Raw genomic sequence first — 14,706 nt, 5'->3', positions numbered from 1 at the left:
TGACGGTATGGTCGCCAACCGTTCTCGGAACAAGACATTCAAGCTCACACCGATCTTCTGCCATTATAGTCAGCACGATAGAATCAATGCTCCATCGTCAAGACGTCCTAGAAATTATTCGCCACCCCCACAATGACGGCAATCCGGAACAAGGCCTCGACCACGTCCCTGAATATTTGGCGAGACTTCACGTCAATCTTCGGCAGCACCATGATCCGGTCCCCCGGGCGTACAGTAGGCTCGCCACTGCCAAAAAAACCGCCCTTGGCCTCGTCAAAGCTGCCATCCCGGTGGGCAACGACTACTCGTGAGGCGTCGGCGTTCTGAGTGTAACCACCCGCGTTCTGGATATAGTCAGCAAGTTTCTGAGACGGGTCGTAGGCAATCGTATTCGGAAAAATGACCTCACCACCTACCAGCACCAGACCATCCTTGGTCGGGACCCGGAGCAAGTCGCCATCCTCTAGTAGCAGTAGGTCGCGATCAGCTGCCTGGGCGATATATACCTGCCCAGATGGCTCAATCTTCTTGCCGCGCTCTACCCACTGGAGAAGCAGATCCGCCTCTTCCTTACGCAGTTTCGCTTCTTCATTGGTCCCAGAACGTGCCGTCAAGGCGGCATTCTCCAGAAATGTGAGCGTCGTCTTGAGGGCCTCGCGCTGCCGCTCCTTGGCACTCAGGCGGAAGAGCTGCAAGTTCTGCGAGTCAGAACGGTCGGAAAACTTGACTTGGCTAACGAGTGCGCCCAGCTTGGTGCCATAAGGTAGCACGTATTCATGAACGCTCTCGTGCTCGCCCTCCACCCGGACAGCGATGGTGCCAGGCCTCTTGTCGGAGGTAAACTCCAGCCCGTCGCCATTTCGTAGGGAAACGATTGACGCATCGGCAAGCGGGAAGTATTCGGTGTTCTTTACGGTCCCCGTATTGCGCACTACCCGAACGTGCGTAGCCAGTGGCGAAGGCTTGGCGAGCTTGATTAGTTCAGCTACCGTCAAGCTGGGCTTGCCAAATTCGAATCGCTTGGCGTTTTCGGCCAGCCCGGTCACTTTCACGGTATGCTGGCGGGCACCAACAAAGATGACGTCACCATCCGACAGCTGGATTAATGGAATCCGCCCCTCAAGCAAAAAATCGTAGAGGCTGACCGAGGCGCGCGTTGTGTTTCCACGCTTGACTTGGACATTAAGGAAGGAGCCTCGCTCGGGATCGATACCGCCGGCCTGGTCGACAAAGTGCAGCAGGCTGTCCATGCTTGTACCACTGTACAGGCCGGGGCGATTAACAAAGCCACTGACGAAAATACGTACCGGCTGAGCCGCGGCCAAGCTGGCATAACTCGACACATTGGCACGGAAAACCTTACTAGCGCCCGATGTAACCACACGCTGCAGATCCTCATTGCGTACGCCCAATACGTGTACTGGACCAACGTGCGGGATGAAGATGTTGCCCTTGGGATCAACGGTCAATGGCGCATCAAACTCGAATGCACCCCACAAACGGACCTGAATCTTGTCGCCGACAGCGACCGCGTAATCAGGATTGAACTGCGTAGCGCCTTCACGCGCGAAGGCACCGCTGAAAAGGTTGGCCCCAAAGACGTCGCTACTGACATTCGAGGAATAGTCGAACAGCTGAGGGGGCATCGTCCGGACATCAGGCACTACCGCTGCTGGGACAGCTGGCAGCTGTTGCGCCGTGGGCACGGGCGGCGCAACGGGGCGATTCGCGGCGGTGCCAATACCAAAGATGTCGGTATCGGCAGCAAAAACTGCGGGGCAGGAGAGACCAACAAGGCAGGCCAGCGCGAGGACAAGCCATGACCAACACCCTCCACACGAGTCACGCGGCCATGCGTTGAGCTGGACAGGAGCGTGTGCGGCGAACAGTTTTGTGGTCGTTAAGCGAGCATACAGCCGCATCATGGGTTTCAGTCCTGGTGGTCGCGGATAATGGCGGCGAGCAGCTGCACTATGCCGGCCAGTACAAGAACGGAGAGAGCAAAGACGACTACGTTGTATATTCTGCGCGGCTCGATGGGATACTGCGGCAAGGTCGGGCTTTGCACGATGGAAACCTTCTTCAGGTTTCGTGCGGCATCGATGCGTCCCTTTTCAAGTGCTGTCAGCGCAGTCTTGTATACGTCTTGAGCAAAGACCGTCTGCATTTCAAGGCGCTGGTATTCTTCTACCGTCCGGTTGAGTGCGCCACCGCTTGGCGAGGTCAGCCGGGCTTTCTCGGTCCGCACCTGGCCTTTGATGGCGGCAATTTGTAGCTCGATCTGGGCGACGTCAGGCGCCTTCGGACTCAAGTAGCCGAGCATCGCTTCTCGGCTTGCCTCAAGCTGGGCAAGCTCGCCGTCCAGTCGGGCAATGATGCCACTAAGGGTTTCAGCCGCGGCCTGTGGAGAAATAAAACCTTTGGCATTCTGGAAATCGACCACTTCGCCTCTGGCCTTGAGCACGCGTTCGCCGATTTCAGCTACTTGTTTCTCGAGAAAATCGACCTGATCGCGTGCCAGGCGATGGCCAATATCATTCATGAAGCGCTCGCCCTGCTCCACCAGTGCGCTGTCAATAGCTTGCGCCTTCTCGGGCGTGTAGGCCTGCACCTTGATTCGCAACACACCCACCGCTTCGTCCACCTCAATACTGACACGCGACAGGTAGTGGCGATAAAAAAACTCCTGGGAAGCGTCCTCAAACCACATCCGCGAGAGAGGATCGTGCTTCCAGTCGCTGTAATGCGCTCGTAATTGAAGCTTCGCCTCAAGCTTCTCCATCATGTCCACGGAAAGGAGATGCTCGCGCATCAACCTCAAGTCTTGATTGTTTCGAGCGCCAGAGAACAGCGAGGCGATATTCCCGGCCTGGCCAGCAGCCATGTCGGTGCTATCGACGACCACGTCGGCCCGGGAGACGTAGCGGTCCGAGGCGATGACGCCCCAGTAGACAGCGGCCATCAGGATCGCCAGCAGAGCAACTCGCAAAGCGCGCCGGCGAACCAGATGGGGTGCCAACCGTCCATGCACACCACCGAAAAAGCGCGGCAAAGCACTCTGTCGGATACGGTCTAACATACGGCGATACTCTCCTTGTAAGCCCTCAACGCATCGTTGATGTCGTCGAACCAATCTGCGCGGCCATCATGAAGCCAGATCCCTGCGGAGCAAAATTGTTTCAGCGTCCCTTCACCGTGCGACACCATGATCAATCCCGCGCGATCGGCCATATTCTTGAAAGCCGCTGCGGCCTTCGCTTTGAATGAGGCATCGCCCGCCGCAGTCACCTCATCCGAGATATAGACGTCGAAGTCGAAAGCCAGCGAAAGGGCAAACTGCAAGCGGGATCTCATCCCCGAAGAATAGGTTTTGATCGGCTGGTCAAAGGCGTCTCCGAGCTCTGAAAAGTCCGCAACGTAGGCTAGACGGTCGGGGATATCGGCTTCGTGACCGTGAATTCGCGAGACGAACTTGGCGTTCTGCCGACCCGTCAGGGAACCTTGCAGGCCTCCACCAAAGCCCATCGGCCACGACACACGACAATGACGTTCGATGCGCCCTCGGTTCGGCGTATCTACACCGCCAATCAGACGTAACAGTGTCGACTTGCCGGCGCCATTGCGGCCGACCAAGCCAACGCTCAGGCGCGGAGGAATGGTAAAAGAAATGCCCTTCAACACCCACTTTCCAACACCGTGCTCGGTTTGGTAACGTTTATGAACGTCCTCGACGACGATCATTGCATCAGCAGGCGGCGAGCAAAGCGAACGTGCAGCGCCAAGCCAAAGAAAAACGAAGCAAAGGCAAAAGCCGCGACATAGCCGACGTCAAGACCTGTCACCGTGGTGTAGCTGGGAGAGAAAGACGAACGGGCCAACTCCACTCCTTGCATGATCGGGTTAAGCAATAGCCAGTCGAGTACTTCAGGCGGCAACAACACAGGAGGAAACATCACCCCGGAAACAAAATACAAAGGGATAAAGCAGATGTTCGCCACTTTACCAAGCTCCGGAATCAAAGTGCTGCCAACAGAGAGCATCAGCCCGATCCCGGTGCCAAAGAGCCAGAAAAGTCCGTAAACCAACATTACCGTCAGCGGATCGTAGGGAACAACGTCGAAACCAGCCAACAACATCCCTGCGAACATGATCAGCCCAACAAACAATTGAATGACCCCTTCCAGAAACGCGCGCACCAACACCACATCCACCGGCTTGACCTGGCGATAAGCAAATAGCGCACGATTGGCCGAGATGGCAGCCATCGATCGCAGCGCCGTACTTCGGAAGAGAGTGTAGCCGAGGATACCCACCGCCAAGAACAGTGCAAAGTCAATACCCAGCGTGATTCCGTGACGAACAGTCGACAGAACCACCATCAGGATCGTCAGGTGCGCCACCGGCTCAACCAGCAGCCAGACCCAAGCTGCCCTGCCACCAGACACCCGGCTGACTGCTTCGCGAAGAAAAATCGCGTTCCAGACAGACAGGGTGATCGAAGCTGACGAGCGAATGTTGTCCATGGACCGAGTTATAGTTGGTGGGCGCTACTGCGCTTTTCGATAAGCCCCCTGCCCAAAATCAGCGCATCATCACGTCAAGCGCCGACGCTCTTGCTAGATGCAGATCCCGGGGCCAGACGTTAAAAACGAGCTACCGTTCCTACCCAGCAAGCCACCGCGAAGCCTTCGCTGAGTGGGAACCGATGAGCCAGAAGTGGTCCAAGATGCTCTTCAGGCTCAAGCAGATGCCGGTCAGAGAAGCGACGGATTCTAGCGACGCGGGGATTGTTGGTCAATCAAAAGCTGGACGATCCACCTTTGGAGGACCAATTGATGAGCAAAACACGGCAGACCTTCGACCCTCGCTTCGCGCGGCAGGCCGTCCAACTGATCAATGATCAAGGACCGACTATGGCGCATGGTTTGCCCAGACGTGGGCCTCGGCGAGACGGCCGTCCGCCGCTGGCTGACGCCAGTTGCGGCAGAACAATCGGGCCAGGCCGGCGTTGGCAAGCTGCTCAACAGGCAGTTCGAATCGACCAAAGCGAATGCCGCTTGGCTCGCGGACATCAGCCACATCCGCACAGGTAGCGACTGCTTTTAGCTGGCCGCTATGATGCTCCGGTTCTAGCGCAAGATCGTGGGCTGAGCGCCCCCCCAAACATGCCTGCCAAGCTACTCTGTTCGGCCGTGCAAATGACCATTACACAACGGTAAATACCGAGGGGTCTGGCGGCGCATTCGGATCGGCGCGGCCAGTACGCCAGCAACGCCCACAGCACCGCGCTTGCCCGCCATCCTCTACCAGGGCCAATGCCGCTGCCGACACGCGCCTCGCCTCTTTGCCAACACGCGGCGCACCTTCCGCGAATGCCGTATGGTGCTTACCCTGGACGCCAACAGCCCACCTGGCGCGCCCGATCGCCGACCCACACTGTAAGGAACGATCCCCGCCGTCGACCAAGGTCAAACAATCAACCTGAGAAAGTCACCATGCACGCCACCCTCCCCCTTCTCGCGATCAGCACCTTCCCCGCCTTGCGTCGGCGCTCGGTCGAGACCCTGCAGGTCAATCTCGGCTACCGCTGCAACCAGAGCTGTGTGCACTGCCACGTCAATGCCGGCCCGCAGCGCAAGGAGGAAATGACCGCCGAAACGATAGACGCGCTGCTCGACTTCATCGCTGCCAGTCCGGAGGTCAAGGCGCTCGACCTGACCGGCGGCGCACCCGAGCTCAACAAACACTTCCGCCGGCTGGTGGTCGCCGGCCGGCAACGCGGTCTGCGCGTCATCGACCGTTGCAACCTGACGATTCTCGAAGAACCGGGGCACGAGGATCTGGCCGGCTTTCTCGCCGCGCATCGCGTCGAGGTCGTCGCCTCGCTGCCGTGTTATCTCGAAGAGAATGTCGACCGGCAACGCGGCAAAGGCACTTTCGACGCCAGCATCCGCGGCCTGCAGGGACTCAACGCGCTTGGCTACGCGGCGCCCGACAGCGGCCTGCTGCTGAATCTGGTGTTCAATCCGCAGGGTCCGACGCTACCGCCGCCACAGGAGGCACTGACCGCCGCCTACCGCGAGCACCTCGGGCAGGAGTTCGGCATCGTCTTCAACGATCTGTTTACGCTCAGCAACATGCCGATCCAGCGCTTCGGATCGATGCTCATCTCGAAGGGGCAGTTCAACAGCTACATGCAGTTGCTGCGCAGCGCGCACCGCGACGCCAACGTCGACAACGTGATGTGCCGCAATCTGCTGTCGATCGACTGGCAGGGCTACCTCTACGATTGCGACTTCAACCAGCAGCTCGGCCTACCGCTCGGCAAGCCGGGCCAGCCTCGCCTGCACATCACCGCAGTCACCGCCGCGGCTCTCGAAGGCCGACCGATCCGCGTCGCCGATCACTGCTACGGCTGCACGGCGGGACAGGGATCGAGCTGCGGTGGCGCGCTCGGCGAGGAAATCGCCGCCGCGCCGGCCTGCGGCGTCTGATCGGCCGGCTGCGGCGCTGGCGCCCTGGTTGGCAACTCTCTAACGACACGAAAGACAAGACATGGAAAAACTCCAACTCGACGGCGTCGAAGCCTGCGTTTTCGACGCTTACGGCACGCTCTTCGACTTCAACAGCGCGGCGCTGGCGGCGCGCGACGTACTCGGCGACGACTGGCTGCGCCTTTCCGAGCTGTGGCGCCAGAAGCAGCTGCAATACACCTGGCTGCGCGGCCTCGCCGGTCGGCACGCCGATTTCTGGCAGGTCACCGGCGACGCGCTCGATTTTTCGCTGGCGACGCTGAACATCGACCAACCCGGCCTGCGCGAACGCCTGATGGACCTCTACCTGCACCTCGGAACGTATCCCGAAGTTGTCGAGACGCTGCGCCAGCTGAAGGCGGCGGGGATGAAGCTGGCGATCCTCTCGAACGGGACGCCGGCGATGCTCGCCGCGGTGGTTTCGAGCAGTGGCCTGGACGACGTTTTCGACGCTGTCCTTTCGGTCGAAGACGTCGGCGTCTTCAAGCCGCACCCGGCGGTCTATCGCCTGGCGGCCGATACGCTGCAGGTCGCGCCGGCGGCGATCTGCTTCCTGTCGTCGAACGGCTGGGACGCGTACTCGGCCAAGGCTTTCGGCTTTCGCGTGCTGTGGTGCAATCGCTTCGGGCAAGCCGCCGAGCGGATTCCGGCGACTCCCGACGGCGAGATCGAGGACCTCGCCGCGCTGCCGCCCATCGTCTTGCCGGCGTTGCCAGCGACCACCATGTAAGACCGTCGGCGCGCCGGACGACAGAGCGGGCTACCAATAACGATATTTAAGAATCACGATACCAAGAATCCGAAAGGCGGCGATGAATACTCGACGACTGCTGGTGCTGGCGGCGCTGGCTGGCTTGCTGCTGGCTTTTTTTGCGCTCGATCTGGGCCGTTTCCTGAGTCTCGACTACTTCAAGGCTCAACAAGAGGCGATCGAGGCCTGGCGCGCGGCGCAGCCGCTCAAGGTGGCGCTGCTTTTCTTCATCGCCTACGTCGTGGTTACCGGCCTGTCGCTGCCCGGCGCGGCGGTGATGACACTGGTCGGCGGCGCCGCTTTCGGGCTTTTCTGGGGCTTGCTGCTGGTGTCCTTCGCGTCTTCGATCGGCGCCACCCTCGCCTTCCTGGCGTCGCGCTTCCTGCTGCGCGACTGGGTGCAGAAGCGCTTCGGCGAGCGCCTGCGGGCGATCAACGCGGGCGTCGACAAGGAAGGCGGCTTCTACCTGTTCACGCTGCGTCTGGTGCCGGTCTTTCCCTTCTTCGTGATTAACCTGCTGATGGGGCTGACGCCGCTCAGGACGCGCACCTTCTACTGGGTCAGCCAGCTCGGCATGCTCGCCGGCACGCTGGTGTACGTCAATGCCGGCACGCAACTGGCGAAGATTGACTCGCTGTCGGGTGTGTTGTCGCCCGGCCTCCTCGGCTCGTTTGTCCTCCTTGGGGTATTCCCGCTGCTGGCCAAGAAGGTCGTCGATGCGCTGGCCGCCAGGAAGGTTTATGCCGGCTGGCAGAGGCCGGCGCGCTTCGACCGCAACATGGTGGTCATCGGCGCCGGCTCGGCCGGACTGGTCACCGCCTACATCGCCGCGGCGGTCAAGGCCAAGGTGACGCTGGTCGAAAAACACAAGCTCGGCGGCGATTGCCTGAATACCGGCTGCGTGCCGTCCAAGGCCTTGATCCGTTCGGCCAAGCTGCTCTCGCACATCCAGCGCTCGCCGGAGTTCGGTATTCGCGACGCTCGCGCCGATTTTGACTTCGCCGACGTGATGGAGCGTGTGCAGCGGATCATCAAGGCCGTCGAACCGCACGATTCGATCGAGCGCTACACCGGCCTCGGTGTCGAGGTGATCGAGGGCAGCGCGACGATCGTCTCGCCGTGGGAGGTCGATATCGTCCGCAACAACGGCGAGAAGGAGCGACTGAGCACGCGCAGCATCGTCATCGCCACCGGTGGCCGGCCCTTCGTGCCGCCGCTGCCAGGCCTGGCCGAAGTCGGCTATCTGACGTCGGACACCGTCTGGAAGCTGCGCCAATTGCCCAAACGGCTGCTCGTCCTCGGCGGCGGCCCGATCGGCTGCGAGCTGACGCAGGCCTTCGCGCGCTTCGGCGCACACGTGACGCAGGTGCAACAGGGGCCACGAATCATGGTCCGCGAGGATCCCGAAGTGTCTGAACTGGTGACGCAGCGCTTCCGCGTCGAGGGCATTGCCGTACTGGTCAATCACCAGGCCAAGGCTTTCGTCGTCGAGGACGGCGAGAAGATCCTGATCGCCGAACACGACGGGCAAGAAGTCCGCATCGCCTTCGACGAGTTACTGGTCGCCGTCGGCCGGGTCGCCAACCTCAGCGGCTACGGCCTCGAGGAACTGGGAATCGCCGGCCAACGAACGGTCACCACCAACGACTTCCTGCAGACCAAGTATCCGAACATCTACGCCGCCGGCGACGTCGCCGGCCCCTTCCAGTTCACGCACACGGCGGCGCACCAGGCGTGGTACGCGGCGGTCAACGCGCTCTTCGACCCCTTCCGCAAGTTCCGCGCCGATTACTCGGTGATCCCCTGGTCGACCTTCGTCGAACCCGAGGTGGCGCGCGTCGGCATCAACGAAAGCGACGCGCGCGAGCGCAAAATCCCTTACGAAGTGACCGTTTACGGCCTCGACGACCTCGACCGGGCGATCGCCGACGGCGAAGCGCACGGCTTCATCAAGGTCCTGACGGTACCGGGCAAAGACCGCATCCTCGGCGTCACCATCGTCGGCGAACACGGCGGCGACCTGATCGCCGAGTATGTGCTGGCGATGCGCCACGGCATCGGCCTGAACAAGATCCTCGGCACCATCCATATCTACCCGACGCTCGCCGAAGCCAACAAGTACGTCGCCGGCAACTGGAAGAAGGCGCACGCCCCGCAGAAACTGCTCGAATGGGTCGGCCGCTTCCACGCCTGGCGCCGCGGCTAGGGCAGCCCGATGCGTCGCTTGTTAATCGCGTTGCTGCTGCTGATCCTCGGCGCGGCGAGCACGGCGGCGGCGGCCAGCGCCTTTGACCACCGCCACGCGGCGTGGGATGCGCTCCTCAAGCAGAACGTGCTGCTGATTACCGACGGCAACGCTTCGCAGGTGCGTTACGCCAGCATGCAGAGCGACCGGCCCTTGCTCCGTGCCTACCTGGCGAGCGTGTCGGCGGTCAGCGAGGCCGATTACGCGAGTTGGAGCCAGGCGCAGCGGCTGGCATTCCTGATCAACGCCTACAACGCCTTCACCATCGAACTGGTCCTCGGCAAATACCCCGACCTGCAATCGATCAAGGATCTCGGCGGCGTCTTCCGGTCGCCCTGGAAAAAGACCTTCTTCAGCCTGCTCGGCGCGCAGCGCTCGCTCGACGACGTCGAGCACGGGCTGATTCGCGCGCCGGGCGCCTTCGACGACCCGCGCATCCACGTCGCGCTGGTCTGCGCTTCAATCGGCTGTCCGATGCTGCGCAACGAAGCCTTCAGCGCTGAGCGTCTCGACGCCCAACTCGACGACGCGATGCGCCGCTTCTTCGCCGATCGCAGTCGCAACCGCTTCGACGCCGCCAGCGGCCGGCTGCAGGTTTCGAAGATCTTCGACTGGTACGGCGACGACTTCGCGCAAGGCCACGCCGGCTTCGCGACGCTCGCCGCCACCTTCGCCCGCTACGCCGAGCAGCTCGCCGACACGCCCACGGCCCGCGCGCGCGTGCGCGGCGGCGACTACCGACTCGAATTCCTGGAGTACGACTGGCGACTGAACGACGTCCGCTGACCGTGCTCACCGGTTGACGGCGACCGCGAGGCCCGGGGATACTCCCGAGCACCTCGTGAGCTTCACCTACCTGCTAACGGTCATGGCCTGTTGAGATACCCCCGATCATGAAGGTCATGACCACGCCCCCTCTCACTTGCAGCGCGCATTCCGGCTTGCACGTAAGCGCCAGCGACGCCGTCACTGCGAGGAGCGTAGCGACGTGGCAGTCCAGTAGTCTCTTCCGGGCCACCCCGCGGAGTCCGCCGCTGGAAACCCCTGGATTGCTTCGCTGCGCTCGCAATGACGGGCACGCCACAATCGTTCGCCGGGCGGGGAGCCGGCTCCCTGAATTCCCCGCCTCACCCCGGCCCTTCTCCCGCAGTGGCGAGAAGAGAGATTCGTGAGTCGCTTACGCGACTTTCACATTAACCCGCGACCGGAGATTGCACCTTGGCGCTGAACGACACCCCCAGCTTCCGCCCACTGACGGGCACCTACGAACCGTCGGGTATCCAGCAGCTCGCCGACGGCCGCTTCATCGTCGTCGAAGACGAGCTGCAGCAACCGCTAAGCGTGCTCGAGATCGATGCCGACGGCAGCGTCCGCTGCACCCCCCTGCACCCGTCGGGCGTGCAGCAAGCCGGTGACGACTTCTGGGACCTCGACGACCTCGAAGGCGTCACCGTCGACCAGGCGGGATACGTCTACGCGATCACCTCGCATTCGCGCGACGGCGACGGGCGCGAGAAGGCCTCGCGCGAAAGGCTGGTGCGCTTTCGCGTCGCCGGCGACCGCGTCGCCGAGCCGCTGCTGGCGCCGCCAATCAAGGCAGCCTTGATCGCCGCCCAGCCGCTGTTGGCCGCTGCTGCCAAGATTCCCGACGTGAAAAAAGACGGCGGGCTGAACATCGAAGCACTGGCGATGAGCGCTGATCAGCGCCGTCTGCTGATCGGATTGCGCAGCCCACTGCTTGAGCAGCGGGCGATTATCGCCAGCATCGAAAATCCGCAAGCGATCTTTGACTCGCACCACGAGCCGTCGATCTCGGCGACGCTGGTGACGCTGGATCTCGGCGGCAAGGGGATCCGCGGCATGTCTTACCTTGCGGTGCTCAACGGCTATCTGGTGATTGCCGGCCCGCTGGCCAAAGAGCAGGAGCAGTTCGAACTGTGGTTCTGGAGCGGTGATCCAGCGGCTCCCTCCCGCCGGGTGTCGGTCGCCGGCCTGGCCGGTTTCGAGCACGCCGAGGGAGTGAGCTCGGCGCTGATCGATGGTCGCCAGCGGATCATCATCGTCAGCGACGATGGCAGCAGGACGCAGGGGCGCTTCGCCCGCTTTCTGCTTCTCGACCCGGACCAACTACAGATCGAGTAGCGACTGGCGAGCGCCCGCTCCGACCTGTTGTCTTCGCTGGCGCTGCGCGCTGCGCGTCGTGCGGCGCACGCACAATCCGTGCCGCCTGCTTCCTGAGCGAAGCGTCGGGTCTGGCAGCCGCTGCCCGGTGCAAGGCGCTTCGCTGATTGCACGCGACGGACCTGGCCATGTCCTTGCCGGCAATCAGCGGAATGGGTTTTGAATGACGAGGCTCCGATCGACCACCAATCCGTGGTGCATATCTTCGGACCAGAGCACCGAACAGCCGGCGAGCAAGGCTGCGCTGACGATCATCGCATCATCGATCGACAGCAGATACTGCTCGCCAATCCGTAATCCCAGCGTGTGCGACTCCTCCGTCAGCGGAGCAATCTCCAGGACTTCGCGGATCGTTTCGAGTATCTCGCGAATTTCGGCGATCGACATCTTCAGTTTGCGCGAGGCGACCGAGGCAAATTCGTTGAGTACCTGCACACTGATCGTGCCGCCGGCCTGAATCAGTTGCTCGGCACGATCCGCTTTTCCAGGGTCACCTGAAAGCAGGTGCAGGAGGACGTTGGTGTCGATGAAGTGTTTAGATGCGCTCACTGGCTTCAAGCCGGTCGAACTTGAAATCGGCGGGCAAGCGGCCGCGGAACTTCCGCAGCCGTGCCAGAAGTTCCGGAACGTCTGGTTTCCTGGCGATCTCGAAAGCCCGCGGCCCCAGCACCTGGATCTCGATTTCGTCGCCCTCCTGCAGACGCATGGCTTGGACAACCGCCGCCGGAATCCGCACCGCAAGGCTATTGCCCCATTTGGCCACTTGCATGACGCACCCTCCATCGATTGATGATATACGCCGCCAATTGTATATCTACACGGACCACCATTGCCAAGAGTGTGGGCTCGATGTCGAAAGAAAACGTAGACGCGAGGGCGGGCGAAGACTGCCCTCCTCGACAGAAAGCGACTCGATTCTTCGCCACGTCACCACAGGCCGTCATGATGAGGTGGCGTCCGCTGGCCGCTGATCCGCCTGGCTGGCGCCGTTCTTGAACAGGGTGGCAAGACGTGTTTCGATCATCGCGGCACGCCTTGCAGCGAAAAACCAGACAGGCGTTGGATACTTTTCACCGGCGAGAGCCACTTCTCCGCCCCACGACCGATGGTGCACTGCAGCTTGCCATCGCTGCGCACTGTCGCTAAGGTCGCCGCAGCATGCTTATATCGTATACGATATCCGGAGCGCCGCTTACCGACCATGTCGACGGTTCTTGAACTGATCTCAGCGCAGAAAATGCCGCGCCTCAGCGCGTCTGATCACGTCGCCCAGACGCTCAAGAAGGCGATTGTCGCCGGCCTGCTGCCGGCCGGCGAGGTGCTCCGCCAGGACGAAATTGCCAGTCACTTCCAGGTCAGCAAGATTCCCGTTCGCGAAGCGCTCAAACACCTCGAGGCCAAGGGCCTGGTGACCTTCCTGCCGCACCGCGGCGCCGTCGTCGCCTCATTATCGGCCGCCGAGATTGACGAGTACATGGAAATCCGGGCGATGCTCGAAGCCCGGGCGGCACGCCTGGCTGCGCCGCTGATCGACGCGCAGAGCATCGAAGACGCGCGCCAGCACCTCGACGCCTTTGCGCGGGCCACCGACACCGGCGGCTGGGGCGAGCTGAACTGGCTGTTTCACTCAACGCTTTACGGCGCCGCCGGACGCCCGGTCCTGCTGGCCGAGATCCGCACGCTGTACAACAAGGTCGAGCGTTACGTCCGCGCCCTGTTGTCGGTGGCCACCGAAATGCCGAAGACCCAGCACGAACACGCCGCGATTCTCGACGCGTTCGTCCGCCGGGACGCCGACGCAGCGGCAGAACTCACTCGAGCGCATGTGCTCGAGGCGGGTGCGTCACTTGTCCATTTTTTAAACGAGCACCGTAGCAAAGGAGGAAAGAAATGAGAAAACAGATCCTGGTGGCCGGCTTCAGCCTGCTTGCCCTGGCTGGCGGCAAGGCCTACGCCGATATCCTGGTGGGCATTGCCGGCCCGATGACCGGTCAATACGCGTCGGCGGGTGACCAGATCCGCAAGGGCGCCGAGATGGCGGTCGCCGACATCAACGCCAAGGGCGGCGTTCTCGGACAGAAACTGCAGCTGGAAGTCGGCGACGACGCCTGCGACCCGAAACAGGCGGTCTCGGTCGCCAACACGATGGTCAACAAGCAGATCGTCTTCATGCACGGTCACTGGTGCTCGAGCTCGACGATCCCGGCGTCGGACGTCTACAACGAGTCGCAGATCCCGATGGCGACGGTGTCGACCAACCCGCAGGTCACCGAACGCGGTCTGAAGAACGTCTTCCGGATCATGGGTCGCGATGACCAGCAGGGTCTGGTCGCCGGCAATTACCTGGCCTCGCATTTCAAGGGCCAGAAGATCGCCGTCGTTGACGACAAGAGCGCCTACGGCAAGGGACTCGCCGACGAGATCGCCAAGGCGCTGGCCGCCAAGGGCATCAAGCCAACGCTGCGCGAGTCGATCACCGCCGGTGAAAAGGATTATTCGGGACTGGTCAGCAAGCTCAAGTCAGCCGGCGTTCAGGTACTGGCTTTTGGTGGCTACCACACCGAGGTGGCGTTGATCCTCCGCCAGGCGCAGCAAGCCGGTCTGAAACTGACCATAATGGGCGGCGATACGATGACCAACTCCGAGCTGGTGACCGCTGCCGGACCGGCCTCCGACAACGTGCTGTTCACCTTTGCCCCGGACCCGCGCAAGAACCCCGCCGCAGCCAGTGTCGTCAAGGAGTTTCGCGACGCCAAGATCGACCCCGAGGGCTACGTGATGTACGCCTATGCCGCGATGCAGCTGTTCGCCGAAGCCGCCGAGAAAGCCAAGAGTACCAAGTACAAGGACCTCGAGAAGGCGATGCGTGAAGGCAGCTTCGAAACCGTCATCGGCAAGCTGAGCTTCGACGCCAAGGGCGACAACAAGCTGCCCGGCTTCATGGTCTATCAGTGGAAAGGTGGCAAGTACGACTACGTGAAGATGTAGGCGTCAGA

14 protein-coding genes are annotated in these 14,706 nt (G+C 61.8%); 8 read left to right on the top strand and 6 right to left on the bottom strand.

Translation table 11 applies throughout. From position 1 onward, the window contains the following. Positions 1–107 precede the first annotated feature (107 nt). From QZ656_RS01660 to QZ656_RS01645, 4 genes are read right to left on the bottom strand one after another with little or no spacing between them, the layout of a single operon-like run. Positions 108–1,925 (bottom strand): polysaccharide biosynthesis/export family protein, encoded by a 1,818-nt coding sequence (locus QZ656_RS01660; protein WP_291991748.1) that lies wholly within the window; start codon positions 1,923–1,925, stop codon positions 108–110. A 5-nt stretch (positions 1,926–1,930) separates the two neighbouring features. Then, positions 1,931–3,079, bottom strand: coding sequence for a chain-length determining protein (locus QZ656_RS01655; RefSeq protein ID WP_291991747.1), 1,149 nt, complete (start codon positions 3,077–3,079; stop codon positions 1,931–1,933). Continuing rightward, positions 3,073–3,741, bottom strand: coding sequence for an ABC transporter ATP-binding protein (locus QZ656_RS01650; protein ID WP_291991746.1), 669 nt, complete (start codon positions 3,739–3,741; stop codon positions 3,073–3,075). Before QZ656_RS01650 ends, QZ656_RS01655 begins: the two co-directional genes overlap by 7 nt. Beyond that, entirely contained in the window at positions 3,738–4,523 is a 786-nt protein-coding gene (locus QZ656_RS01645) for an ABC transporter permease (RefSeq protein WP_291991745.1), read from the bottom strand. The genes QZ656_RS01650 and QZ656_RS01645 overlap by 4 nt, the downstream gene beginning before the upstream one ends. Positions 4,524–4,896: 373 nt before the next feature. Between QZ656_RS01645 and QZ656_RS01640 the strand changes: the two genes are divergently transcribed. The 6 genes from QZ656_RS01640 to QZ656_RS01615 all read left to right on the top strand — a co-directional run bounded on the left by QZ656_RS01640 (position 4,897) and on the right by QZ656_RS01615 (position 11,671). After that, a complete protein-coding gene (locus QZ656_RS01640) occupies positions 4,897–5,106 on the top strand; it encodes a hypothetical protein (RefSeq protein WP_291991744.1) in 210 nt (69 codons plus the stop codon). Positions 5,107–5,495: 389 nt separating this feature from the next. After that, a complete protein-coding gene (gene arsS / locus QZ656_RS01635) occupies positions 5,496–6,494 on the top strand; it encodes an arsenosugar biosynthesis radical SAM (seleno)protein ArsS (RefSeq protein ID WP_291991743.1) in 999 nt (332 codons plus the stop codon). 61 nt (positions 6,495–6,555) lie between these two features. Continuing rightward, positions 6,556–7,263, top strand: coding sequence for a haloacid dehalogenase type II (locus QZ656_RS01630; RefSeq protein WP_291991742.1), 708 nt, complete (start codon positions 6,556–6,558; stop codon positions 7,261–7,263). 82 nt (positions 7,264–7,345) lie between these two features. After that, complete coding sequence (locus tag QZ656_RS01625; RefSeq protein ID WP_291991741.1) at positions 7,346–9,490, top strand: bifunctional TVP38/TMEM64 family protein/FAD-dependent oxidoreductase; 2,145 nt, start codon at positions 7,346–7,348, stop codon at positions 9,488–9,490. A 9-nt stretch (positions 9,491–9,499) separates the two neighbouring features. Continuing rightward, on the top strand, positions 9,500–10,315 hold the full coding sequence (locus QZ656_RS01620; RefSeq protein WP_291991740.1) for a DUF547 domain-containing protein: 816 nt from the start codon (positions 9,500–9,502) through the stop codon (positions 10,313–10,315). Between the two features lie 432 nt (positions 10,316–10,747). Continuing rightward, positions 10,748–11,671, top strand: a complete 924-nt coding sequence (locus tag QZ656_RS01615) for a DUF3616 domain-containing protein (protein ID WP_291991739.1) — start codon at positions 10,748–10,750, stop codon at positions 11,669–11,671. 183 nt (positions 11,672–11,854) lie between these two features. Here QZ656_RS01615 and QZ656_RS01610 read toward each other — a convergent pair whose 3' ends face one another. Both QZ656_RS01610 and QZ656_RS01605 read right to left on the bottom strand, forming a co-directional pair. After that, a complete protein-coding gene (locus tag QZ656_RS01610; protein ID WP_291991738.1) occupies positions 11,855–12,259 on the bottom strand; it encodes a PIN domain-containing protein in 405 nt (134 codons plus the stop codon). Next, complete coding sequence (locus QZ656_RS01605) at positions 12,246–12,479, bottom strand: AbrB/MazE/SpoVT family DNA-binding domain-containing protein (RefSeq protein WP_291991737.1); 234 nt, start codon at positions 12,477–12,479, stop codon at positions 12,246–12,248. Before QZ656_RS01605 ends, QZ656_RS01610 begins: the two co-directional genes overlap by 14 nt. 468 nt (positions 12,480–12,947) lie before the next feature. Here QZ656_RS01605 and QZ656_RS01600 point away from each other — a divergent pair, with 468 nt between their 5' ends. Both QZ656_RS01600 and QZ656_RS01595 read left to right on the top strand, forming a co-directional pair. Further along, positions 12,948–13,604, top strand: coding sequence for a GntR family transcriptional regulator (locus tag QZ656_RS01600; protein ID WP_291991736.1), 657 nt, complete (start codon positions 12,948–12,950; stop codon positions 13,602–13,604). After that, the gene (locus QZ656_RS01595; RefSeq protein WP_291991735.1) at positions 13,601–14,698 is read left to right on the top strand and encodes a branched-chain amino acid ABC transporter substrate-binding protein; all 1,098 of its coding nucleotides are present in this window, start codon (positions 13,601–13,603) and stop codon (positions 14,696–14,698) included. Before QZ656_RS01600 ends, QZ656_RS01595 begins: the two co-directional genes overlap by 4 nt. Positions 14,699–14,706 lie beyond the last annotated feature (8 nt).

It is taken from the genome of Candidatus Accumulibacter sp. ACC003 (genome assembly GCF_907163085.1).
Classification (GTDB): domain Bacteria; phylum Pseudomonadota; class Gammaproteobacteria; order Burkholderiales; family Rhodocyclaceae; genus Accumulibacter.
This window is presented reverse-complemented; position numbering and strand designations above follow the sequence as displayed.